Here is a 21,993-nt window from a genome sequence, read left to right on the forward strand (position 1 = left end):
CTCCTGCAGCCACGTCCAACCTTCCTTTAGGCGCATGCATCGGCGCCTCAAGTCCGGCAGGGTAACTGCCCGTCGTGAACGCGTCGTGTGCGACATCTCTGTTTCAACAGCCCGGTCGGATGCGCCGGGCAGGTCTCTTGTGAGCGCTTGGCTGCCTGTGGAATTTTCCGAGGCGATCGCCCTGCAGCCTTAGCGCTCATGGCCACTCTAGCTTTCGCGGCGTCGGGATGCGTAGCCACGGCCCCGAGGGAGCGTTGTATGTCACACCCCGGCGGCCTCCGTGACGCAAAGCACGCAATCCTCGTGGCGGTGAAACACCGTATGGAATGCGGAATATGGCCGCTGGCTGGGACAATAGCTTGAAGCACACGCCCAAAGGGTGTTGGCTGTTAGTAATGGAAGTCACTGCAAAAGGAGGAAACGTGAGCGAGGCCGACGCCGCCACATCGGTAAATGTGGCGGAAAGAATGGGTTTCAAAGATGGGGATCTGATTCAGGAACGCGGCTACGACGACGACGTCGATTTCGACTTGCGTGACGACATCGAAGATGTCACAGGCTCCGAGTTGTTGGATGAAGATGATCATGACGTCGTGGATGCTGTTGTTTTCTGGTGGCGGGATGGCGACGGTGACCTTGTTGATGCCCTGATGGATTCGCTTACCAACCTGAAGGAAGGCGGAGTTGTTTGGGTACTGACGCCAAAGTCGGGCCGTGACAACTACGTGTCGCCGGCAGACATCCAGGATGCCGCACCCACCTCGGGACTGCACCTGACCACATCGGCAGGGGTTTCGAAGGACTGGAGCGCCACGCGTTTGGTGCCCAAGAAGAACAAGTGACCGAAGTCCAGCAGGCGCCCGCCTCGGGGCTCGTACCTCGAACAGGGCAGCCTGCGCCGGATTTTGAACTGCTGAACCAACACAGCGAGCCCATCCGTTTGACGGACTTCCTGGGCCGCAATGTTGTCCTCGTGTTCTTTCCCTTCGCCTTCTCCGGCATTTGCACAGGAGAGCTCTGTGAGATTCGCGACAACATTGCCGCTTTCGAGGATACGAATGCCACGGTGCTGGCGATTTCCGTCGACAGTAAGTTCGCGCAACGGGCCTACGCTGAGCATGAACACTTCGGCTTCGACCTTCTGGCGGACTTTTGGCCGCATGGTGCGGTAGCGCGAAATTATGGCGTCTTCGATGAAGGAAGCGGGATGGCTTTGAGGGGGACGTTCATCATCGATGCTGAAGGCATCATCCGTTACGTGGTTGTCAATCCGCGCGGACAGGCGCGGGACTTCTCCGAATATCGCCGGGCGTTGTCGTCATTGGCGGACCAGCGGTCATGAGTCATCCCAGGCCCGGAGTTGGCATGACTGGATTTGCCAGCATGGCACCCGCGCCCGTGGCCCAACTGGACCCTTTGGAGCTGGAAGCACTCGGCCTAGCCGTGAATCTCCTTGGCGGTAAGCGCTTGGCGGTACTCACAGGGGCCGGGTTGAGCACGGATTCCGGTATTCCTGACTACCGGGGGCCGGGATCTGCGCCTCGGAACCCCATGACATACCAGGAATTTGTAGCAAGTGAGGCAAACAGGCGGCGTTACTGGGCGCGAAACCACATCGGTTGGTCCCACCTTAGGCACGCCGATCCCAATGCAGGCCATGTAGCCATCGCGGTGTTGGAGCGTCGAGGCCTGATGACCGGGCTCATTACCCAAAACGTTGACAGGCTCCATGAGGATGCCGGAAGCGTCAACGTGGTGGACTTGCACGGTCGCTTCGACCAGGTTGTTTGCCTCAGCAACGGGCACACCTTCAGCAGGCGTTTGATCGCAGCGATCCTTGAAGAGATCAATCCTGGGTTCCTGGAGGCTGCGATGGCGTCCGGACTTGTAGAGATGGCCCCCGATGCGGACGCAACAGTTGAGGACCCCGAACTCATCACTTCGTTTGTGATGGCTGTCTGTCCCATCTGTGGTGGGACGTTGAAGCCGAATTTTGTCTACTTCGGCGAGAACGTCCCCAAGGATCGAGTTTCCCGTGCCTACGAAATGGTGGACAACGCCGGCGCGCTGCTGGTTGCGGGTTCGTCGCTGACGGTTCAGAGCGGACTGCGGTTCGTTCGCCACGCCGCAAAAGCAGATAAACCAGTGGTCATCATCAACCGGGGGACAACCCGTGGCGACGACTTTGCTGAGCTCAAATTGGAAGTGGGAGTCAGCGGCGCTTTGGACTACCTTGCGCGTGCTTTGCCGGATCTTCCATGGGCTCCCGCGCCGATTGGTGTTTCCAGCGGTTGATCATGTAGAGTCATTGTTCGTTGGTTGAAGCGCTGAGGAAGTCACGAAGCGTGGAAGCAGCGGTTTGGGTCTTTAGCTCAGCTGGTAGAGCGCCACGTTTACACCGTGGATGTCATCGGTTCGATCCCGGTAGGACCCACCAGGAGAAACCCCGTCACTCAAGTCAGGAGACTTGAAGGACGGGGTTTTTACTTGCCTGTTCTGCTACTCCTGCCTCCTTTGCCTATGCGCTGGTCTTGAATGTCAGACCCCCGCCCTACGGTTTCTTCCATGGAGCACATATACATCCCGGCTGTTGAGCCGGGCGCCCCGCCGATCGTCGTAAGGGGTGGCCGGGAATGGCGGATGGTAGTGGAGCCGGTCCGCTGGTTTGAACGGGTGGCTTGGTGGAAAGAGTCCCGGCGGATGCCGCGAGGGCAGGGCCGGGTGGATGTTGAGGTCTGGCAGGTCCAGGTTCGCTTGGGGAACAACCCGCGCTCCGGAATCGCTACCTGGGAACTGGTGCGGGATGGCGTGGGCGGTGGCTGGCGGCTCCGGGGCGAGGAACTCGCTGCGGCATAGTGCTGGCCCGGGAAATGGATGAGCTCTCCACCACGACTATTGGGGGATGCCGCGGTGGAGAGCTCGAAGATGAATATACAGAGAACTTTTGGGTTTGGAAAGTATGGCCCGGCTATTAGCGGAATGAAGCTGTCCTCCGCCCGGCTCCGCCTTCCCTATTCCACTATGATGAGTACTGTTCAGCAGAATGAACAGTCGAAATGCGCTGCCGAAGGAGAATCATGGCCGATTCCCGCACCACCCGATCCGAAGGGCTGGGCGCTTCGTCGCCGGCGCCTGCCGTCACTCGTGCTGCCGCCGTGCTGGAGGTCCTGGCTGAGTCACCAACCGGCCGTTTGACACTGAGTGATCTCTCGCGTGAACTCGGCATCCCCAAGTCTTCTACGTCCAACCTGTTGCTGGCACTCGAAGAAGCTCGCCTTATCACCAGGCAGGGGGCCGACTTTGCCTTGGGGCGAAAGCTTGTGGAACTCGGGGCCGCATACCTGAGCAGACTCGACGAGGTGCAGGAGTTCTATAAGTACTGTGAGCAGGCGCCCACGCTCTCCGGGGAGACTGTGAGGATCGCCATGCTCGACGGCGACCACGTCATCTACCTGGCAAGGTACGAGGGCCATCCTGCAGTCAGGCTGACTTCCAATATCGGTGACAAGATGCCGGTCTCGCTTTGTAGCGTGGGTAAGGCGCTGATTGCACAGCTGCATGATCACGATATTGACGCGATGTTCCCGGACGGCATGGGGCTGCCCACCATGACCGCAAATTCACTCAAGACCGCGGAGGAGCTCAAGGCCCAGATTTCCACGATCCGCAAGCAGGGGTACGCCTTCGAGGACGAAGAGTCAACGGTGGGCGTGGTGTGCTTGGCTGTGCCGGTGCCGACTCATGGAGCTCATGGCCCAAGCCTGGGCCTCTCTGTGACAGCGCTGAAGGCTACCTACTCGGAGGAGCAGGGAGCCTCCATGGTCAAGGAGCTCAAGGAATTGGCACGTTCCCTAGGTAACCCCATGGGCTAGCCAGCCATCTTCCACGAAATAAATCTGATTACAACCTTGGCACCGAGTCCAGCAAGCTGTACGCTGTTCACTATAGTGATCTTGGCGGTGATGCCATCACTATCTCGCCGGGCCAACGGGGGTTCGGGGTGATTTTGAGGGAGTGCTTGTGATAACTCGTGCAAATGAAAAGCTCGCAGCCGGATCTGACGACGCCGTAGTTGAGCCGGAACAACTACGGCGGGCGACGCTGGCCAGCTCTGTAGGCTCCGCGCTGGAGTACTACGACTTCTATATTTACGGCTTGGCGTCCGCGCTCATCTTTGGTCCGCTGTTCTTTTCACCGCTCGGCCCGGAGGGTGCGTTGATTGCCTCCTTCGCTACCTATGGGGTTGGCTTTGCTGCCCGTCCGTTCGGAGGTTTGATCTTCGGCTACATCGGGGACAGGTTCGGCAGGAAGATGGTCCTCATCCTGACAATCGCGCTGATGGGAACGGCCAGTTTCGCCATCGGCCTTCTGCCCACGTTCGAACAGGCGGGAATGCTCGGAGCAATTCTGCTGGTCATGCTGAGGATCATCCAGGGACTCGGCGCCGGCGCCGAGCAGGCCGGCGCAACCACCCTGATCTCGGAAGTCGCTCCGCGCCGCCGTCGTGGTTTCTTTGCTTCGTTGCCGTTTGTCGGTATCCAGCTGGGCACGCTCCTCGGGGCGGGAACCTTCGCGCTTATAGCGATGGCGGACAAGTCCGTCCTCCAGGGCTGGCTGTGGCGCGTACCCTTTCTGGCGAGCTTCATTCTGATCGCCGTAGCTATCTTCATTCGCCTCAAGCTCAAGGAAACGCCCGCCTTCCAGGAGTTGGAGAAGCACAAGAACGTAGTCAAGAACCCCATCGGTGCTCTCTGGAAGCACTCCAAGAAGAATGTGCTGCTTGGCATCGGTCTCCGTATGGGAGAGAACGGCAACTCTTCGATCTACTCAGCCCTGCTGGTGTCGTTCATGAGCATGCCTGCCGGTGTCTTCGCAGGCAACAACTCCATCGGTCCTGTGGGCTTGCTGATCGCTGCCGGCTTCGCCGCCGTCATGGTGGTCACGTTCGGCGCCTTGTCCGATAGGTTCGGTCGCGTCCCCGTCTACCGCTATGGCGCGCTCTTTCAGGCGATCATTGCGGTTCCGGCCTTCTACCTGGTCACCCTGGGCAACGTCACGTTGGTGTGGATTGTCATGGCTGTGGGCATCGCAATCGGCGTTCAGTCCATGCTTGGCCCTCAGTGCCCCCTTCTCCCGGAGCTGTTCGGCTCGCAGTACCGCTTCACGGGTGTCGCTATGAGCCGCGAGATCTCAGCGGTCCTGGCCGGTGGACTTGCCCCGCTACTTGGTGCGCTCATGTTGGCCGCCACCAACCACTCGTGGCTGGTCCTGGCCATCTATTCGCTGGTCCTGGCGCTCATCTCCTTCGTGACCACATTCTTTACTCCGGAAACGGCAGGCAGGGACCTCGTCAGCACGGAAGACGCCAAGTAACTTCCAGGGAACGACCATCAGGAACAATCAAACGTAGAGCGGCTGCAGACGAATACCAACAGAGCGGCACCCTTCCTGTGAAGGGTGCCGCTCTGCTTTGTTCGAAGACACAAAACCGAGCCAGGAGAGCATGGTGGAAATCCGCGGGTGGCAGTGCAGAATTGGTGCAGCGAAAGAGGGGAATGTCGATGACGGCAACCAAGGGCCTTGCGTCACCGGAAAGCCGAGGGCAGGTCCGTGCTGACGGAGCGGGGAGCAGGTTTCGACCCGAGATCCAGGGCCTTCGTTCTTTGGCCGTGCTCATGGTTGTCTCCTACCACATCTGGTTCGGCCGGGTTTCAGGTGGAGTGGACGTCTTCCTGCTGATTTCGGCTTTCCTTATGACGCTCCAGTTCGTCAACCGCTACGAGGATGCCCGGCCGGTATCACTGGTGCGGCACTGGTTGCACCTGTTCTGGCGGCTGTTGCCCGCCGTCGTCGTAGTGCTGCTTGGCACCTTGGCAGCCACTTACCTGATCCTTCCCCGCACCCGGTGGATCGAAATAGTCAATCAGGGATGGGCGTCCCTGTTCTATGTCCAAAATTGGCTGCTCCAGCGTCAGGTAGTCAATTACTATGCGGCAGACCAAAGTCTGGCTAGTCCGTTCCAACACTTCTGGTCGCTCTCTATCCAAGGGCAGGTATTCATCCTCTGGCCGGCCATCTTTGTTGCAACCGCCTTTGCCTGCCGGCGGTTAGGTCTGAGCTACAGGGGTGTGCTGCTCGGAGTCTTCGGGCTGATCTTCGCCGCATCGTTGGCATATTCGGTCTACTTCACAGCAGCCAACCAGGAATTAGCCTATTTCGATACCTTTGCCAGACTTTGGGAATTTGCCTTGGGCACACTTGTGGCCTTGTTGCTTCCGTACCTTCGGCCCGGTCAAGGACTGCGAAGCGTGCTTGGCTGGGTAGGCATTGTTGCCATGCTGAGTTGCGGCGCTCTTCTTCAGGTCCAGACCGCATTTCCCGGTTTCGTGGCCTTGTGGCCCACGCTCTCGGCGGTGGCAGTTATCGTTGCAGGGCAGTCGGGAAGTCGCTTGGGTGTGGACCGCATTCTATCGTCGAAGCTTTTGGTCGGACTGGGATCAACCTCGTATGCCCTCTACTTGTGGCATTGGCCATTGTTGGTGATCACCCTGGTGTGGATTGACCGGGACCAGGCAGACGTGCTGACCGGCACCTTGATCGTGGGTGCGTCCCTACTGTTGGCCTTTCTAACCACACGATTCGTGGAGCAACCCCTGCGCGCATGGCGATGGCCGGAAGCCAAGCGTCGACGCCTGGCTTTGGCTGTGCTTATCTGCCTTGCTGTTGGGGTCGCACCATTGGTGCAGTTTGGGTACCAGCGGCAAGTGGAGAAGAACATCATCGCCACACAGACTGCTGACGATAATCCCGGCGCGCAGGCATTGCTGCCAGGCTATGTTGACCGTGTGAGCGAGGGCGCACGGACGCTCCCCACCCCCGAGCAGCTTCCGGAGGATTGGGGAAGGCTGGAGGGGGAATGTACCGGGGATCTCCGGCCAACGGACCCGGTACTGTTCGCGGAATGCCAGCAGAACGACGTCGGCGCTGACGCGACGAAGACCGTTTTCGTTGTAGGCCAGTCCCATTCACTGCAGTGGCTCGGTGCAATCGGCGTGCTGGCCAAGGAACACCGGTGGCGCGTGCAGGCCATCACGTTTGGTGCCTGCCCGTTCATGACCGAAACGGACGAGGTGGGTGACGAGTGCAACGCCTTCAACCGAAACGTCCGGGAACACATCCGTATTCAGCGGCCGGATGCTGTCTTTCTTGTGGGGACGGCGGCGGTTCCGGACTCTCCGGAGGAGGACCTCACCTGGGGTCTTGACGAGCTTGTTGGGGAGATCACTGATCAAGGTGTGGAGGTCATCGCCATGAGGGACAACCCACGCTTTTCATTTAGCCCCAGTGAGTGCGCTATGACTTCAGGCCTGGAGGACCCTCGCTGCCGTCCCGCCCAGTCCTCGGTGCTTGCCGAAAGCAATCCATTGGATGAGTTGGAGGGGACTTTCACGGGATTGTCCATTCTGGACATGACGGACCTGATCTGTGATGGCACGTCGTGTCCGGGCATCGTGGGCAACGTTTATGTCTACCTGGACGACAACCACCTCTCGAGCACTTACGTCAGGACCATGGCCGAGACGTTGTCCGAGAGGTGGTTTGACGCCACAGGATGGTAGTTGCCTGCCTAGTAGAAGTGGACCGGGTCCACCAGATGAGGCAGTTCGCCGCCGGCCAGGAAGATGCGCAAGTTATTGCAAAATCGTTCGGCGATGAGGCGGTTTTCCGCGGAGCTAAGGGCTGAGGTGTGCGGTGACACCAGTACGCGGGGGTGATTCCACAGAGGACTGTCCCGTGGTAGCGGTTCCACGGTGAAGACGTCCAAGCACGCATATGAAACCTGGCCGTTGTTCAGGGCTTCAAGCAACGCGTCCTCATCAACCACGGTTCCACGGCCAACGTTGACGAAGACGGTTCCCGGCTTCATGGCCGAGAAAATGTCCTTGTTGAACAGCTTCTCCGTGTACGGTGTGCCGGGCAGGGTGTTGACCACTGCGTCGGCTTCAGCCAGCAAGCCGGGGAGGCGCTCATTGGTGGTTACCTCGTCAATGCCTTCGATGGCTTCGACGTTGCGCTTGGTTCCGCTGACCTTCATTCCCAGGGCTCGCGCAATTCGGGCGGTTTCCATGCCGATCTCACCGAGGCCCGTGATGACCACTCTTGAGCCATTGACCAATTTGGTTGGCGTCCTCAGCTCGGGCCATACCTTGACAGCCTGGTCTTGCGCCATTTCTGCGCTGCGCTTGAATCCGTTGAGGATGCCGAAGGCTGAAAACTCCGCCAGAGGCAGCGCATGGACGCCAGCGGATGTTGTCACGCGGAACTTCCGCAAGGTTTCGGTGTCGAGTCCGGAAGCTTTGACCGCCCCGCCGGCTCCGGCCGCCATGGCATGGATCCATTGCAGGTGCGGGTTGCTGCCGGCAATGCGCGCCAGTCCTTCCGGGTTCTCGTTGGGAAAGCCGTACAGGACCTGCGCCCTGTTCAGCATCTCCCAGTACCGTTCATCCTGCTCTGGCGTGCGTTTAAACGCGGGGTCCCCGGCGTGGTCGGCGGGATAGCGTTCCGACGGAAGAAGCTCGGGATCGTAGAGAACGGTTACGGAGGGATCTACAGCGCGGATCAGCTCTACGTGCTCTGCTTCGAGCGGCACAGCGATGGCGATGGTGAGTTCAGCAGTCGTCATGCTGTTCATCATACTGAATGGCGGCTAGGATATTGAACAGTAATTCGAAGATGACCACGAAGAAGTGAGGTGGTACCTGCCTTGGCACGTACACGCGTAGGATTCATTGGCTTAGGTCTCATGGGGGCGCCCATGGCCTCAAACATAGCCAAGGCCGGATGGAACGTCACCGCTTGGAACCGCTCCAGTGCCGCCTTTGAGGGCCTTACCGTCAAGCGCGCGGCCAGCGTCGCTGAACTGCGCGATGAGGATGCCATCTTCTTCATGCTTCCCGACCTTCCCTACATCGAAGAAGCCTCCGCCGACCTGCTCGAATCCTGGCGGAACGAGCCGCCTAAGCAGGGTACCGCCGTCGTCATCATGAGCAGCGTCTCGCCAACCGCGGTCAGCCTGTTTGGCGAAGCCGTCCACAAGGCATCCGGCGGTAACGCCGTTGTGGTGGATGCACCGGTCAGCGGCGGCACTGAAGGAGCCCGGAGTGGAAGCCTCGCCATCATGGTGGGCGCGACCCAAAGCCGGTTTGATGCACTTAAGCCCCTCCTGGAAACCATGGGGACCACCGTTCGACGCATGGGGCCGCTGGGATCGGGGTCGCTCGCCAAAGCATGCAATCAACTCATCGTCGGAACCACGACGGCGGCGCTCGCCGAAGCAGCCGAACTCGCCGAGCGATCCGGCTTGGATGTAGAGGCTCTTTATGAGGTCCTCTCGGGAGGGTTGGCTGGAAGCCGTGTGCTGGACAATGTTGGGCCGCGCCTTTCCGCCAAGGACTATGCGCCCACCGGTCCGGCCAAGTTCATGCACAAGGACCTTGCCTTCGTACTCACCAGCGCCGAGGCTGTTGGCTCCGCCGTTCCCATGGCTTCGGCCGCCATTGACCTCTACGCAGAACTCAAACGCCAAGGACTCGGAGACCAGGACCTCGCCGTCGTTCGCCAAACCATCGCAAACCTGAGCCAACCACCGGCCGCGACGAAAAACAGCCACTGAACCGCCGCTACCGAGAAGGAATAAAGAACAAACCATGAGTGGACTTTTTGATCTGACCGGGCGGATTGCCTTGGTCACTGGCTCAAGCCGGGGGATCGGTAGCGCCCTCGCAAAGGGCCTCGCCGATGCCGGGGCAACAATAGTGCTTAATGGCATCCATCCAGGCCGCCTGGATGCAGCCCACGAATTAATGGTTCCGGGTTACCCGGAAGGCAGGATCCACAGCAGGGCCTTCGATGTCACGGAGGCGACGGCTGTCGCCGAAGGAGTGGCCTGGATCGAACAGAACGTCGGGCCACTGGACATTCTTGTGAACAACGCCGGAATTCAGCACCGCGTGCCCATGCTTGACCTCGACGTGACGGACTGGGAACGCGTCATCACCACCAACCTCACCAGCGCCTTCCTGGTAGGCCGGGAGGCCGCCAGGCACATGATCCCCCGCGGACAGGGGAAGATCATCAACATCTGTTCGGTCCAGACCGACCTCGCCCGCCCCACCATTGCTCCCTACGTGGCGGCTAAAGGTGGGCTCCGCAACCTCACCCGTGCCATGACTGCAGAGTGGGCCGCCGCCGGATTGCAGATCAATGGCATCGCACCCGGGTACATCCATACTGAAATGACGCAGAACCTGGTCGATGACGCCCACTTCAACTCGTGGATCCTTGGCCGCACCCCGGCCAACAGGTGGGGGACAACAGCGGACCTTGCCGGGCCCACGGTATGGCTCGCCTCACAGGCATCCAATTTCGTGAACGGCCAGACGATCTTCGTCGACGGCGGAATGACGGTGGTGGTCTGATGAGCATGAGTCTCCCCGCCTCCGGCCCCGCAGTCGTAGCCCACGGAAAGGGCGATCTCAGGATCGAAGAGATCCCGTTGGCGGCACCTGCCACCGACGAAGCGATCGTGGAGATCGCGTACGGCGGGATCTGCGGCTCAGACCTCCACTACTGGCTTCATGGCGCAGCGGGGGAGTCCATCCTCAAAGAGCCGATGGTCCTCGGGCACGAAATCGTCGGGGTGGTGGTCCAGCCAGCGAGTGATGGTACTGGTCCGGCCCTGGGAACGCCGATTGCTGTCCATCCGGCCAGTCCGGCCCCGGGGGACGTCAGATACCCGGAGGATCGGCCCAACCTCTCCCCGGGATGCACCTACCTGGGCTCCGCCGCACGGTACCCGCACACGGACGGCGCCTTCCGCCGCTACGCCAACCTTCCCTCAAGGATGCTGCGTCCGCTGCCGGCGAACCTGGACCTACGCACCGCCGCACTCGTGGAACCCGCCAGTGTCGCCTGGCACGCGGTCAGCCGCGCCGGAGACGTCAAGGGAAAGACCGCCCTCGTGATTGGCAGCGGCCCTATCGGCGCACTCGTCATCGCCGCCCTGAAGCGCGCCGGCGCGGCACGGATTGTCGCCGTCGACATGCATGACAAGCCGCTGGAAATTGCCCGCGCCGTCGGAGCAGACGAAGCCCTCAAAGGTGACGATGCCATGGCCATTGCGGGGGTGGACGCCGACGTCGTCGTTGAATCTTCCGGAAGTCATTTCGGACTGGCTTCGGCCTTCAAGGGCGCCACCCGGGGTGGCAAGGTGGTGATGGTTGGCCTCCTGCCATCCGGACCCCAGCCGGTGCTCATTTCACTCGCCATCACCCGGGAACTGGAACTGCTCGGCTCGTTCCGTTTCAACGACGAAATCGATGAAGTGATCACTGCCCTGGCCGACGGTTCGCTGTATGTCGACCCCGTGGTGACGCACGAATTCGGCCTCGCCCAAGGCGTGGAAGCCTTTGAGGTGGCAAAGAATTCAGCCCAATCGGGCAAGGTGTTGCTGAACTTCCGGCAGTAGCCGGTTCTTGGCGACTAGCCATACGCAACTAGTTCTTAGCGACTAGTTCTTTGCGACGGGGACGAAAACGCGGGGCTGGTCATTCCAGCTGGGTGCCAGCTCCGCGATGGTCTGCCTCATGATTTTCGCGGCAGCGTCGCGCGCCACGGAACCGTCACCGGCATCGATCGCGTGGGCCACATCCATGTGCCACTGAAGCGCCTGTTTTTGGGGGTGTTCGGGCATGAGCCCGTGGACGGTGCGGCCGGTAAGAGTCTCAGTGACCTGACCGATCAGGTTGGCGAACATTTCGTTGCCCGAGCCCGAAAGGACCAGCGCGTGGAACCGGATATCAAGGTCAAGGAACCGGGGCATGTCGCCAGCATCACCGGCTTCCTTCATGGCCAGCGAGATGCCAACCAACTCCTGCCGAAGACTTTCGGGCGCGTTCCCTGCGGCCAGCTCTGCTGCTACGGGCTCGACGGCGGAACGCAACTCCGCGAGCGACCTCAACTGGGCGCCACGCCCCTCGCCGGCCAGCCGCCACCGAATTACCAAAGGATCGAATGGATTCCAACGGTGGGCAGGCAGGACACGGATGCCCACGCGTTTGATGGTCTCCACAAGTCCCAGCGACTGAAGCACACGGACAGCTTCACGCACCACCGAGCGCGACACTTTGAGTTCCTCTTCCAAGTGCTCGGCCAGCATGACGTGGCCTGCAGGAAGGGCGCCACCGACGATCCTGGTGCCCAGATGCTCGACGGCGCGGTGGTGGAGGCTGGTTGACATAGAGGTAAGCATAGTGGCGCCGGGACGTCCTGCGCGCAGGTGGCACGGGGCCGGCATCATAGACTGTTTATGACGCGGCACCCTTCCAAAACGTGGGCGCCGCTTTCCCGCCCAAGACTTAAATACGTATGGTTTATTACAGCCCCTGGTTTTGAAATCGCTTCCTGCATACCCGGGAGGGTAGGCAGGTCTGTTTGTACACGAACGAATTGGAGTTTTGATGTCAGCACACATCGGTGTCACCGGCCTTGCGGTGATGGGCGCCAACCTGGCCCGCAACCTCGCCCGCAACGGCTTCACCGTGGCTCTCCACAACCGCTCCGTGGAAAAGACTGACGCCCTGCTCGAAAAGCACGGCACGGACGGCGACTTCATCCGCACGGAAACGCTGCAGGAACTCGTCGACTCCCTCGAAAAGCCCCGCCGCGTCCTCATCATGGTCAAGGCAGGCGCGCCCGTTGACAACGTCATCGAGCAGCTCGAACCACTGCTCGAGGCCGGCGACATCATCATTGACGCCGGCAACTCGCACTACGAGGACACCCGCCGCCGTGAAGCCGCGCTGGCCAAGAAAGACCTCCACTTCGTCGGCGTCGGTGTATCCGGTGGCGAAGAGGGCGCCCTGAACGGCCCCTCCATCATGCCCGGCGGATCCCGTGAGTCCTACGACGCCCTCGGCCCGTTGCTGGAAAAGATTTCGGCCAAGGTCGACGGCGAACCGTGCTGCGCCTGGATCGGCACCGATGGCGCTGGCCACTTCGTCAAAATGGTCCACAACGGCATTGAATACGCCGACATGCAGGTCATCGGTGAAGCATTCGACCTCCTACGCTCCGGCGCCGGGATCGAGCCCGCCGAACAGTCCAAAATCTTCGCTGAGTGGAACAAGGGCGACCTATCCTCGTTCCTCATCGAAATCTCCGCTGAGGTCCTGGGCCATGTTGACGCCAGGACGGGCAAGCCGTTCGTAGACGTCGTCGTGGACGCCGCAGGCCAGAAGGGGACGGGTCGCTGGACGGTCATCTCCGCCCTTGAGCTCGGTTCCCCGGTCTCCGGTATCGCCGAGTCCGTTTTCGCCCGTGCCCTGTCATCCCAGACTGAGCAGCGCAAGCTTGGACAGGAACTGCTCGCGGGCGAAGAAGCCTCCGTGGAAATCCCCGAGACCTTCGTCGAGGACGTCCGTCAGGCACTGTACGCCTCCAAACTGGTCTCCTACGCCCAAGGCCTGGACATGCTGACCTCCGCCGCCAAGGAATACGGCTGGGACCTCAAGCTGGACGAAATCGCTTCCCTGTGGCGTGCAGGCTGCATCATCCGCGCGGAACTGCTCAAGGACATCACCAAGGCCTACGCAGCCGAGGAGAAGCCCGCCAACCTGCTGTTCGCTCCGGCCTTCACCAAGGCAATCGCCGAGGCTCTTCCGGCCTGGCGCAGGGTGGTGGCCACCGCCGTCCAGCTGGGCATTCCGGTACCGGTGTTCTCCTCCTCGCTGGCCTACTACGACGGCCTGCGCCGCAAGCGCGTTGCCGCTGCCTTGATCCAGGGCCAGCGCGACCTCTTCGGTGCGCACACCTACGGCCGTGTGGACACCGAGGGCACGTTCCACACGCTCTGGGGCGAAGACAAGTCCGAGATCTCGGCAGTCGACACCCACTAGCAGCAGCTTCCAGTCAAAGGCCGGTTCCCAGCTACGCTGTGGGGACCGGCCTTTGCCGTATCCGGACTGTTTTCGGTACCAACTGTTTGCCCCCAAGAACTCAAGGAGACCCAGCCATGGCATCCCGTACCGCAATTGTCACGGGGGCATCCACCGGAATAGGTTTTGAAACGGCCATCGCCCTCAGCGCCGCCGGCTTCACCGTCTACGCTGGTGCACGTCGTGTGGACAAGATGGAGCCGCTGAAGCAGCACGGCATTACAGTTCTGTCCTTGGACGTCACTTCGGAGGAATCGATGGCGTCGGCGGTGCGGTTGGTTGAAGCGGCACATGGGCGGATCGACCTGCTGGTCAACAATGCCGGCTATGGTTCCTATGGCTCACTCGAGGAAGTTCCGTTGGCCGAAGGCAGGCGGCAGTTCGATGTCAACGTCATGGGCCTGGCAAGGATGACTCAACTCGTGATTCCCGGAATGCGTGTCGCGCGTTCGGGCCGGATCGTCAACGTTACCTCCATCGGGGGCAAAATATACGAGCCCTTGGGCGCCTGGTACCACGGCACTAAGTTCGCGGTGGAGGGGATGAGCGATTCCCTGCGCCTGGAGTTGAAACCGCACGGGATCGACGTCGTCGTTATTGAGCCGTCGGGAACAAACACCGAATGGGGCACCATAGCAGGCGAGGGTCTGCTGGCCACTTCCGGTGGCGGTCCCTACCAGCAGCAGGCGCACATTGTGGCTGCGGCTCTGGCATCAACATCCGGAACCGGGCACGTTTTATCGACTCCGGCAAGGGTGGTGGCGGGAACGATAGTCCGTGCAGCTACGGCAAAACGCCCCAGGACCCGCTACCCGGTGGGCAGGGGCGCCTGGAGTGTCCTGGCGATGCGCAAAGTTCTACCTGACCGCGCCTTCGATGCTGTTTTCTGGAATTTCTACCGAAGGCTGTCCGGCTAGATGCGGTATTCGATGTAGTACTCGGCCGGATCCACTGCCGGTTTGGTTTCCGACCTTGCATCACGGTGCCGCCAGGTGGCGGGAATCCCCGTGATGATGGACTCCGGCGGGGCGTCCTTGACCACCACGGCATTCGCGCCGATGGCGCTGCCGGAGCCGATGGTGATGGGGCCCAGGACCTTGGCGCCGGCGCCGATGGTGACACCGTCCCCGATGGTTGGGTGACGTTTGACCTTGGCCAATGATCTGCCACCGAGTGTAACGCCGTGGTAGATCATCACGTCCTCGCCGATTTCGGCAGTCTCACCGATCACCACTCCCATGCCGTGATCAATGAAGAATCGCCGCCCAATGGTTGCGCCGGGATGGATTTCGATGCCGGTCAGGAACCTGGCCAGCTGGGAAATCAGGCGGGCAGGGAAACGGAGTGCCGGATTCTGCCAGAGCCGGTGAGTCACCCGGTGGGCCCAAATGGCGTGGAGGCCGGAGTAGGCGAAAAAGTTCTCAAAAGAGCCTCGAGCCGCCGGGTCATGTGACCGGGCGGCGTCGAGGTCTTCCTTAAGCCTTGCGAAGAAGCTCACAAAGACCTTTCTACAGGAAATGAAGGCATGCAGGCGTTGTGTTAGCCGCGGATGTCGTCGAACAGCACTGTGGAGATGTAACGCTCTCCGAAGTCACAGACCACTGCAACAATCAGCTTGCCTGCGTTCTCGGGGCGCTTTGCCAGTTCCAGTGCAGCCCACACGATGGCACCGGAGGAAATGCCGCCGAGGATGCCTTCACGTGCTCCGAGTTCACGGGCTACGCGGACCGAATCTTCCAGCGTGGCGTCCAGGACTTCGTCGTAAACGTTGGTGTCCAGGATTTCCGGAACGAAGTTGGCGCCGATTCCCTGGATCTTGTGGGGGCCTGGAGCGCCGCCGTTGAGGATGGCTGAGTCCTTGGGCTCCACAGCTACGATCTGTACGCCCGGCTTGCGTTCCTTGAGGACCTGGCCCACACCGGTGATGGTGCCGCCGGTACCCACGCCTGCAACAAAGATGTCCACTTCGCCGTCGGTGTCTTCCCAAACTTCCTCGGCCGTGGTGGCGCGGTGGATCGCAGGGTTGGCCTCATTGGCGAACTGCTGCGCCCAGATGGAGTTCTCCGTGTTGGCGACGATTTCCTGAGCCTTCTCGACGGCGCCGCGCATGCCTTCGGATCCGGGCGTCAGGACGATTTCGGCACCGTAAGCGCGCAACATGACGCGACGCTCAGTGGACATGGTCTCTGGCATGGTCAGGATGACCTTGTAGCCACGAGCGGCACCCACCAGGGCCAGTGCGATTCCAGTGTTGCCGGAGGTACCTTCGACGATGGTTCCGCCGGGCTTCAAGGCACCGGACTTTTCGGCAGCATCAATGATGGCCACGCCGATGCGGTCCTTCACGCTGTTTGCCGGGTTGTAGAACTCAAGCTTGACTGCAACCGTGGCGTCAAGTCCTTCTGTGAGCCGGTTCAAGCGAACCAGCGGGGTGCGGCCGACAAGCTGCGTGACGTCGTCGTAGATCCTTGCCATGAAAATTACGCCTATCTCTGAAGAGGGATTGCTGAGGTCAGCCTAACCAGCAGGATCGAAACCCCGCTAAGCAGTAAGCCATGCAGAGTAATATTTCCGTGCCTTTGCCAGTTTCGGATTGATGATCACTTGGCAATAGCCCTGATACGGGAACTTTGCGTAGTAATTCTGGTGGACTTCCTCGGCCTCATGGAACTCGGGAAGGCGGCTGACCTCGGTCACAATCGGATCGGCCCAGAGGGCCTGGGCGCGCTCGATGGCTTCCTCGAACAACACCTTTTCTTCAGTGGTTGTATAGAACATTGATGAACGGTACTGGGTTCCAACGTCATAGCCCTGGCGGTTCAATGTGGTGGGATCGTGGAGCGCGAAGAACATGTCCAGGATGACTTCCTCAGGAACCACGGTCTCATCAAAGGTCACCGCCACGACCTCTGCATGTCCGGTAGTTCCGGAGCACACCTCGTAGTAATCGGGATTGCGGACGTGGCCGCCGGTGTAGCCGGACACTACCGAGCTGACGCCGCGGGTCTTCTGGTAGACGGCATCCAGGCACCAGAAGCAGCCGCCGCCAAGTACGAAAGTTTTCATGTTCTCTTCAATGGATCGGAGGGTCTGATGATTCCCGGTTCACCTTACGGGAGAATTACGACTCCAGGGAGGTGCTGCCGGTGCAGTAACCCGCTGATTGGGCCCGGTAGGAAAGAAATCGACCCCGGTAGGGAAGAATAAGAGCATGGAAGCAGTAAACACCGACATTTCTGATGCGGATGCCGTCGAAGAAGACGAAACAGTTGACGCCAGCGGTGATCCTACGCTCGGTCAGGTGCTGCTGGCGGTGGAGGAACTCTGGCCGGAGTCCCTGGCTGAGGACTGGGATGAGGTGGGCCTTGTTGTTGGCCGGCCCAACGCCCCTGTCACCAAAATACTATTTGCCGTGGATCCCACGCTGGCCGTGATCGATGAGGCGGTGGAGTGGGGAGCGGAACTCCTTATCACCCACCACCCACTGCTTCTTAAAGGGGTGAATTCCGTTGCAGCCACGTCCGCGAAGGGCCTCGCTGTTCACCGGTTGATCGAGGCCGGGACGGGCCTATTGACGGTGCACACCAACGGTGACTCAGCTGTGGGTGGGGTTTCCGATGTCCTGGCTGACGCGTTCGGCTTGGAGGACGTCACGCCGTTGACGGCTGCAAGCAACGGTTTGCCGGAGGAAGGTATCGGCAGGGTAGGAGACCTCCCTGACCTTGAGACGCTTGGTGACTTCGCGGCGCGCGTCTTTGAGATGCTGCCAGCGGTCGCGGGTGGAGTTCGGGTGGCCGGCGATAAAGATGGCCTGGTCCGGCGCGTCGCCGTCTGCGGCGGTGCGGGGGACAGCTTGTTTGACGCTGTTCGTGCCAGCCATGCGGATGTGTATGTCACGGCGGACATGCGTCATCATCCTGCATCGGAGGCCCGTGAAGGCGCCACCAACGGCCGGCCCTACCTGATCGACGTTTCGCACTTTGCCAGTGAATGGCTGTGGCTGCCTGCCGCAGCCGACGCCCTGGGCAACGTGCTCGCGGACCAGGGCTACGACGTCGAAATCCGTGTCAGCGGAACCAACAGCGATCCGTGGGACTTCATACTCACTCCCGGCGGCGACTAGAGTCTAGAAGGATACGGACAGTCCTGACAGATAGTGGCCGTCCGGCCGGACCTGATCCCCAGGACCGGTGGCGATTTAGCGGAGGTAAGCGTGGCGAAAGCAGCACCGGCAGAACAATTGAAATTGCTTGAACTGCAGGGGCTCGATGCCAAGCTCAGGTCGCTTGCCGGCCGCCGGAAGGTCCTGGAAACAGATCCACGCATCACGGACCTCAGGGATGCGTTGAACGTGGCCAACGGCGAACTTGGCGCTGCCAAGGTTGCCGTGCACGACGCCGAGGCCGAACTTCGCCGGGCGGAAGCGGACGTGGAACAGGTAGCCACCCGCATTGAACGTGATGAGACCCGGCTCAACAGCGGCACCGGCCTATCAAAGGACCTGGTGGCGCTGCAGAGCGATATTGCTTCCCTTAACAAGCGCCGCTCGGACCTTGAGGACGTGGAACTCGAGATTCTGGAACGCCTTGATACGTTGCGCGAGCGTCAGGCTGCCCAGCAGGCGATTGTTGACGACATCCAAGGCTCGTTCGGCAGCATCCGGGCAGAGCTGGATGAAGCGATTGCGGAGATTGCAGCCGAAGAAACGGTGGTCCGCGGGCAACGTGCCGCCTTTGCGGAATCTTTGGACGCAGGAGTGCTTGCCATCTACGAGAAGACCATTGCCAAGCGCGGAGTCGGTGCAGCACGGCTTTTCCACGGCAAGTCCGAAGGCTCCGGGATGATGCTCAGCCCCGGTGACCTCGCCGAAGTCAAAGCCGCTGCAGAGGACGATATTGTTTTTTGCCCGGACTCAGGTGTCATCCTGGTCCGTTCGGCAGAGTGGAACTAAACCAACCTCCCGAGTATTACAGCTAGCTGGCCAGGATGATGTTAAGCGCATGCGGCTTGCGGGCGGTGCCCTCCACTAGTTCCGCAGTCCAGAATTCCAGGGCAGCCTTCAGGAGCTGATCCGGGGTTGCAGGAGCCTTGCCCCGCCTAGTCAGCAGGTGCCTCGCAAGTTCCCCGCGGGTATGTTTGGCGAAGTGGCTGACAACCGTGCGTTTGCCGTTCGCCTCGTTGAAGACGTTGACGTTTACTGTCTGTGGTGCTGGGGGAGCCCAAGCTGCGGCATAGGTGCTCGAGCGGCAATCCACCAGGAGTTCCCCCTCGGCACGGGAGGCAAGGGCGGCGCTAAGCTGCGGCTTCCAGTAGGAAGCCAGGCGTCCGACGTCGGGCAGTGCAGTTCCCATGGACAGCCGGTAGGCGGGCACGTGGTCGCCGAATCCGATTGCGCCCCACAGCGCGGAAACCACCAGGATGGATTCGCTCGCCTTGCGGCGTTGCGTCGGCGTCATGCTCTTGTAGCCCAAGGCGTCATACAGGACCCCTGAATAGACCTGATGCGCGGGGGCGGCCGGTTCGGCATGCAACCGCGTATTACGTTCGACGTCGTCCCGCAGGGAGGCGCCGACCCCCAGCAGAGCGAGGGCGTCCTCGTGCGCGCTTACCGAGCCCAACGCTTCGAGTACCTTCGCCCGGTACGGGTTCAGTTCAGGAAAGCTGAGTGTTTCCCAGTTGATGGAGGGGCCGTTGGCAGCAGGGGTCTTGCCTTCGGAAGGCGGCAGCAGAATCAGCACCCGTCGATATTACCGGGGTCTTTGGCTGGCCCCAACGCCGGTAGACTGGACGGCGGATGGGTCGACCAGGCGGTCGCGCGCCACGAAAGTGGCTCGAGGAACGTCCGGGCTCCACAGAGCAGGGTGGTGGGTAACGCCCACTCGGGGTAACCCGCAGGCCAGTGCCACAGAGAACAGACCGCCTGCGCATCGCGGTCTTTGGATCGCGGGCAGCAGGTAAGGGTGAAACGGTGGTGTAAGAGACCACCAGCTCCCTGGGTGACCGGGGAGGCTAGGTAAACCCCACCCGGAGCAAGGCCAGACAGGACACGTTTGAGGGCTGCTCGCCCGAGTGTCCGGGTAGGCTGCTGGAGGGCGTCGGCAACGGCGTTCGTAGATGGATGGCCGCCACTCCCTTTCCGGTAACGGCAGGGGATGACAGAACCCGGCGTATCGGTCGACCCATCCATTTATGACCCCCGGTTTTCTCCCGTGTGAGTGATTTCACGCCCCCGGGCGGCCTTCACCCCTGACTTCCGCCCTAGAATGGTTACTGAACGTAGATGTTCTGCCGCCGGGACTGCGTTCGCAGCCGGCGGATTTTCTTTGCTCTCGTTCAAGGCGCTGTGGGTGGACCGAAGCCCGCCGGCGCATGTGCCGCAGGACTACTCCGGGCGGCCGCTGCCATCTGCATACGAGGACGTATGTGGTTGACCCAAGGAAGGTAGTTCTGTGAGCCAGACGTCAGATTCTTGTCTTGATAAGTGGATGGGCCGGGAGGCTCTCGCCGAGGCCATGATTCCGGTGATCGGCCGGTTGTACCGGGAAAACAATGTGGTCACGAGCATCCACGGCCGGAGCCTGATCAATAAGTCCACCATGAACATCCTGAAGGCCCACCGTTTCGCGCGGCGGATGAGCAACCACGAGCTGCTGCTTGAGGAGACCGCGCCCCTGCTGAACGCCCTGTCCGAGCTGGAACTCGGCGCAGCTGCCATTGATATTGCGCGGTTGACCGAGAAGTTCCGGGCCGAAGGCAACGGCGCCTCCCTGGATGAGTACCTGCGGGCCGAGCTCGCAGATATCGTGGGTAAGCGCGGCGCTGATGACCGCACCAGCACCGACGTCGTTCTCTACGGCTTTGGCCGCATCGGCCGCCTCCTCGCCCGCATCCTCATCGAGAAGGCCGGTGGTGGCCACGGCCTGCGACTCCGAGCCATCGTGGTCCGCAAGGGCGCCGAGAACGACCTCGTGAAGCGCGCCAGCCTGCTGCGCCGCGACTCCGTGCACGGCTCCTTCGAAGGCACCATCCGCGTGGATGAGGAAGCCAACACCATCACCGCCAACGGCGTGCAGATCCAGGTCATCTACTCTGACAACCCCGCCACCGTGGACTACACCGCCTACGGCATCAAGGACGCTCTGGTAGTTGACAACACCGGCCGCTGGCGCGACGCCGAAGGTCTCTCCCAGCACCTGCAGAGCCAGGGCGTTGCCCGGGTCCTGCTGACCGCGCCGGGCAAGGGCGAACTCAAGAACATCGTCCACGGCATCAACCACCGTGACATCTCCGACGACGACAAGATCGTCACCGCGGCATCGTGCACCACCAATGCCATCACGCCGGTGCTCAAGGCCATCAACGACAAGTTCGGCATCATCCACGGCCACGTGGAGACGGTGCACTCGTTCACGAACGACCAGAACCTGATCGATAACTTCCACAAGGGTGATCGCCGCGGCCGTTCGGCAGCACTGAACATGGTCATCACCGAGACCGGTGCTGCCAAGGCCGTAGCCAAGGCGCTTCCGGAGCTGCAGGGCAAGCTCACCGGCAACGCGATCCGCGTACCAACCCCGGACGTCTCCATGGCCATCCTTAACCTCAACCTTGAAAAGGGAACCACCCGCGACGAAGTCAACGACTTCCTCCGCGAGATGTCCTTGCACTCGGATCTTCGCAAGCAGATCGACTACATCGACTCTCCCGATGTGGTCTCCACCGACTTCGTTGGCTCCCGCCGCGCGGGCATCGTGGACGGCCTCGCCACCATTTCCCATGACAAGAACCTCGTTCTGTATGTCTGGTACGACAACGAATTCGGCTACTCCTGCCAGGTAGTCCGTGTCATGGAAGAAATGGCCGGCGTGAACCCGCCGTCCTTCCCTGCCCGTGACGTGGTAGCTCCCATCGCAGTTCTTGAAGGGGCAGGAGCCTAAAAGCTCCGAAGTATTCACGGGTTTCCCGGCTGAGTCTCTGGTATCAGCCGGGAAACCTGATC

The 21,993-nt window shown here is 61.0% G+C and carries 22 protein-coding genes, 1 tRNA gene and 1 other RNA gene; 18 read left to right on the plus strand and 6 right to left on the minus strand.

Annotation, left to right across the window (positions count from 1 at the left end; translation table 11 throughout):
* The 9 genes from ACLRGI_RS17605 to ACLRGI_RS17645 form a co-directional block, all read left to right on the plus strand.
* Positions 1 to 193, plus strand: a 193-nt coding sequence (locus tag ACLRGI_RS17605; RefSeq protein WP_419202857.1) for a hypothetical protein, incomplete at its 5' end; no start/stop codon positions are given.
* 229 nt (positions 194 to 422) lie between these two features.
* Entirely contained in the window at positions 423 to 842 is a 420-nt protein-coding gene (locus ACLRGI_RS17610; protein ID WP_026005795.1) for a DUF3052 domain-containing protein, read from the plus strand.
* On the plus strand, positions 839 to 1,342 hold the full coding sequence (locus ACLRGI_RS17615) for a peroxiredoxin (protein WP_419202858.1): 504 nt from the start codon (positions 839 to 841) through the stop codon (positions 1,340 to 1,342). The genes ACLRGI_RS17610 and ACLRGI_RS17615 overlap by 4 nt, the downstream gene beginning before the upstream one ends.
* Positions 1,339 to 2,295 (plus strand): NAD-dependent protein deacetylase, encoded by a 957-nt coding sequence (locus tag ACLRGI_RS17620; RefSeq protein WP_419202859.1) that lies wholly within the window; start codon positions 1,339 to 1,341, stop codon positions 2,293 to 2,295. The genes ACLRGI_RS17615 and ACLRGI_RS17620 overlap by 4 nt, the downstream gene beginning before the upstream one ends.
* 66 nt (positions 2,296 to 2,361) lie before the next feature.
* Positions 2,362 to 2,437: transfer RNA gene (locus tag ACLRGI_RS17625), tRNA-Val, on the plus strand.
* Positions 2,438 to 2,565: 128 nt separating this feature from the next.
* On the plus strand, positions 2,566 to 2,856 hold the full coding sequence (locus ACLRGI_RS17630) for a hypothetical protein (RefSeq protein WP_419202860.1): 291 nt from the start codon (positions 2,566 to 2,568) through the stop codon (positions 2,854 to 2,856).
* A 221-nt stretch (positions 2,857 to 3,077) separates the two neighbouring features.
* Positions 3,078 to 3,872, plus strand: a complete 795-nt coding sequence (locus ACLRGI_RS17635) for an IclR family transcriptional regulator (RefSeq protein WP_419202861.1) — start codon at positions 3,078 to 3,080, stop codon at positions 3,870 to 3,872.
* Between the two features lie 142 nt (positions 3,873 to 4,014).
* Positions 4,015 to 5,373 carry an MFS transporter gene (locus tag ACLRGI_RS17640; protein ID WP_419202862.1) on the plus strand — a complete coding sequence of 453 codons (1,359 nt, stop codon included), beginning with the start codon at positions 4,015 to 4,017 and terminating at the stop codon, positions 5,371 to 5,373.
* Positions 5,374 to 5,561: 188 nt separating this feature from the next.
* Positions 5,562 to 7,619 (plus strand): acyltransferase family protein, encoded by a 2,058-nt coding sequence (locus tag ACLRGI_RS17645; protein WP_419202863.1) that lies wholly within the window; start codon positions 5,562 to 5,564, stop codon positions 7,617 to 7,619.
* Positions 7,620 to 7,627: 8 nt separating this feature from the next.
* On the opposite strand, the gene ACLRGI_RS17650 is transcribed toward ACLRGI_RS17645, so the two are convergent.
* Positions 7,628 to 8,695 (minus strand): D-2-hydroxyacid dehydrogenase, encoded by a 1,068-nt coding sequence (locus ACLRGI_RS17650; protein ID WP_419202864.1) that lies wholly within the window; start codon positions 8,693 to 8,695, stop codon positions 7,628 to 7,630.
* A gap of 69 nt (positions 8,696 to 8,764) precedes the next feature.
* On the opposite strand from ACLRGI_RS17650, the gene ACLRGI_RS17655 reads away from it, so the two are divergent.
* The 3 genes from ACLRGI_RS17655 to ACLRGI_RS17665 are packed head-to-tail and all read left to right on the plus strand — an operon-like array spanning position 8,765 to position 11,527.
* Positions 8,765 to 9,673 (plus strand): NAD(P)-dependent oxidoreductase, encoded by a 909-nt coding sequence (locus ACLRGI_RS17655; protein WP_419202865.1) that lies wholly within the window; start codon positions 8,765 to 8,767, stop codon positions 9,671 to 9,673.
* 34 nt (positions 9,674 to 9,707) lie between these two features.
* The gene (locus ACLRGI_RS17660; protein WP_419202866.1) at positions 9,708 to 10,478 is read left to right on the plus strand and encodes an SDR family oxidoreductase; all 771 of its coding nucleotides are present in this window, start codon (positions 9,708 to 9,710) and stop codon (positions 10,476 to 10,478) included.
* Positions 10,478 to 11,527 (plus strand): L-idonate 5-dehydrogenase, encoded by a 1,050-nt coding sequence (locus ACLRGI_RS17665; protein ID WP_419202867.1) that lies wholly within the window; start codon positions 10,478 to 10,480, stop codon positions 11,525 to 11,527. Before ACLRGI_RS17660 ends, ACLRGI_RS17665 begins: the two co-directional genes overlap by 1 nt.
* A 42-nt stretch (positions 11,528 to 11,569) precedes the next feature.
* Here ACLRGI_RS17665 and ACLRGI_RS17670 read toward each other — a convergent pair whose 3' ends face one another.
* Positions 11,570 to 12,298 (minus strand): FadR/GntR family transcriptional regulator, encoded by a 729-nt coding sequence (locus tag ACLRGI_RS17670; protein WP_419202868.1) that lies wholly within the window; start codon positions 12,296 to 12,298, stop codon positions 11,570 to 11,572.
* 220 nt (positions 12,299 to 12,518) lie between these two features.
* Here ACLRGI_RS17670 and gnd point away from each other — a divergent pair, with 220 nt between their 5' ends.
* Together gnd and ACLRGI_RS17680 are read left to right on the plus strand one after the other, a co-directional pair.
* Positions 12,519 to 13,955, plus strand: a complete 1,437-nt coding sequence (gene gnd / locus ACLRGI_RS17675) for an NADP-dependent phosphogluconate dehydrogenase (protein ID WP_419202869.1) — start codon at positions 12,519 to 12,521, stop codon at positions 13,953 to 13,955.
* A gap of 116 nt (positions 13,956 to 14,071) precedes the next feature.
* Complete coding sequence (locus ACLRGI_RS17680) at positions 14,072 to 14,911, plus strand: oxidoreductase (RefSeq protein WP_419202870.1); 840 nt, start codon at positions 14,072 to 14,074, stop codon at positions 14,909 to 14,911.
* On the opposite strand, the gene epsC is transcribed toward ACLRGI_RS17680, so the two are convergent.
* The 3 genes from epsC to msrA form a co-directional block, all read right to left on the minus strand.
* Complete coding sequence (gene epsC / locus ACLRGI_RS17685) at positions 14,908 to 15,492, minus strand: serine O-acetyltransferase EpsC (protein ID WP_419202871.1); 585 nt, start codon at positions 15,490 to 15,492, stop codon at positions 14,908 to 14,910. The two genes, ACLRGI_RS17680 and epsC, sit on opposite strands and share 4 nt — an antisense overlap.
* Before the next feature lie 41 nt (positions 15,493 to 15,533).
* The gene (gene cysK / locus ACLRGI_RS17690; RefSeq protein WP_419202872.1) at positions 15,534 to 16,469 is read right to left on the minus strand and encodes a cysteine synthase A; all 936 of its coding nucleotides are present in this window, start codon (positions 16,467 to 16,469) and stop codon (positions 15,534 to 15,536) included.
* A gap of 66 nt (positions 16,470 to 16,535) precedes the next feature.
* A complete protein-coding gene (gene msrA, locus ACLRGI_RS17695) occupies positions 16,536 to 17,060 on the minus strand; it encodes a peptide-methionine (S)-S-oxide reductase MsrA (protein ID WP_419202873.1) in 525 nt (174 codons plus the stop codon).
* A 145-nt stretch (positions 17,061 to 17,205) separates the two neighbouring features.
* Here msrA and ACLRGI_RS17700 point away from each other — a divergent pair, with 145 nt between their 5' ends.
* Positions 17,206 to 18,117 carry a Nif3-like dinuclear metal center hexameric protein gene (locus ACLRGI_RS17700; RefSeq protein ID WP_419202874.1) on the plus strand — a complete coding sequence of 304 codons (912 nt, stop codon included), beginning with the start codon at positions 17,206 to 17,208 and terminating at the stop codon, positions 18,115 to 18,117.
* Between the two features lie 90 nt (positions 18,118 to 18,207).
* Positions 18,208 to 18,945: a zinc ribbon domain-containing protein gene (locus ACLRGI_RS17705; RefSeq protein ID WP_419202875.1), complete on the plus strand. Its 738-nt coding sequence runs from the start codon at positions 18,208 to 18,210 to the stop codon at positions 18,943 to 18,945.
* Positions 18,946 to 18,967: 22 nt separating this feature from the next.
* On the opposite strand, the gene ACLRGI_RS17710 is transcribed toward ACLRGI_RS17705, so the two are convergent.
* Entirely contained in the window at positions 18,968 to 19,732 is a 765-nt protein-coding gene (locus tag ACLRGI_RS17710) for a YaaA family protein (RefSeq protein WP_419202876.1), read from the minus strand.
* Positions 19,733 to 19,789: 57 nt separating this feature from the next.
* Between ACLRGI_RS17710 and rnpB the strand changes: the two genes are divergently transcribed.
* Together rnpB and ACLRGI_RS17720 are read left to right on the plus strand one after the other, a co-directional pair.
* Positions 19,790 to 20,180: RNase P RNA component class A (gene rnpB / locus ACLRGI_RS17715), an RNA gene on the plus strand.
* 263 nt (positions 20,181 to 20,443) lie between these two features.
* On the plus strand, positions 20,444 to 21,931 hold the full coding sequence (locus ACLRGI_RS17720) for a glyceraldehyde-3-phosphate dehydrogenase (RefSeq protein WP_419202877.1): 1,488 nt from the start codon (positions 20,444 to 20,446) through the stop codon (positions 21,929 to 21,931).
* The last annotated feature ends 62 nt before the right edge of the window (positions 21,932 to 21,993 follow it).

This window comes from Paenarthrobacter sp. PPS72, from assembly GCF_048537125.1.
GTDB lineage: Bacteria > Actinomycetota > Actinomycetes > Actinomycetales > Micrococcaceae > Arthrobacter > Arthrobacter nitroguajacolicus_E.

Excerpts from the sequence above, each read along its gene's own strand:
- ACLRGI_RS17620 (WP_419202859.1), top strand. The coding sequence starts at position 1,339 with ATGAGTCATCCCAGGCCCGGAGTTGGCATGACTGGATTTGCCAGCATG.
- ACLRGI_RS17630 (WP_419202860.1), top strand. The coding sequence starts at position 2,566 with ATGGAGCACATATACATCCCGGCTGTTGAGCCGGGCGCCCCGCCGATC.
- ACLRGI_RS17635 (WP_419202861.1), top strand. The coding sequence starts at position 3,078 with ATGGCCGATTCCCGCACCACCCGATCCGAAGGGCTGGGCGCTTCGTCG.
- ACLRGI_RS17645 (WP_419202863.1), top strand. The coding sequence starts at position 5,562 with ATGACGGCAACCAAGGGCCTTGCGTCACCGGAAAGCCGAGGGCAGGTC.
- ACLRGI_RS17650 (WP_419202864.1), bottom strand. The coding sequence starts at position 8,695 with ATGATGAACAGCATGACGACTGCTGAACTCACCATCGCCATCGCTGTG.
- ACLRGI_RS17660 (WP_419202866.1), top strand. The coding sequence starts at position 9,708 with ATGAGTGGACTTTTTGATCTGACCGGGCGGATTGCCTTGGTCACTGGC.
- ACLRGI_RS17665 (WP_419202867.1), top strand. The coding sequence starts at position 10,478 with ATGAGCATGAGTCTCCCCGCCTCCGGCCCCGCAGTCGTAGCCCACGGA.
- ACLRGI_RS17670 (WP_419202868.1), bottom strand. The coding sequence starts at position 12,298 with ATGTCAACCAGCCTCCACCACCGCGCCGTCGAGCATCTGGGCACCAGG.
- gnd (WP_419202869.1), top strand. The coding sequence starts at position 12,519 with ATGTCAGCACACATCGGTGTCACCGGCCTTGCGGTGATGGGCGCCAAC.
- ACLRGI_RS17680 (WP_419202870.1), top strand. The coding sequence starts at position 14,072 with ATGGCATCCCGTACCGCAATTGTCACGGGGGCATCCACCGGAATAGGT.
- cysK (WP_419202872.1), bottom strand. The coding sequence starts at position 16,469 with ATGGCAAGGATCTACGACGACGTCACGCAGCTTGTCGGCCGCACCCCG.
- msrA (WP_419202873.1), bottom strand. The coding sequence starts at position 17,060 with ATGAAAACTTTCGTACTTGGCGGCGGCTGCTTCTGGTGCCTGGATGCC.
- ACLRGI_RS17700 (WP_419202874.1), top strand. The coding sequence starts at position 17,206 with ATGGAAGCAGTAAACACCGACATTTCTGATGCGGATGCCGTCGAAGAA.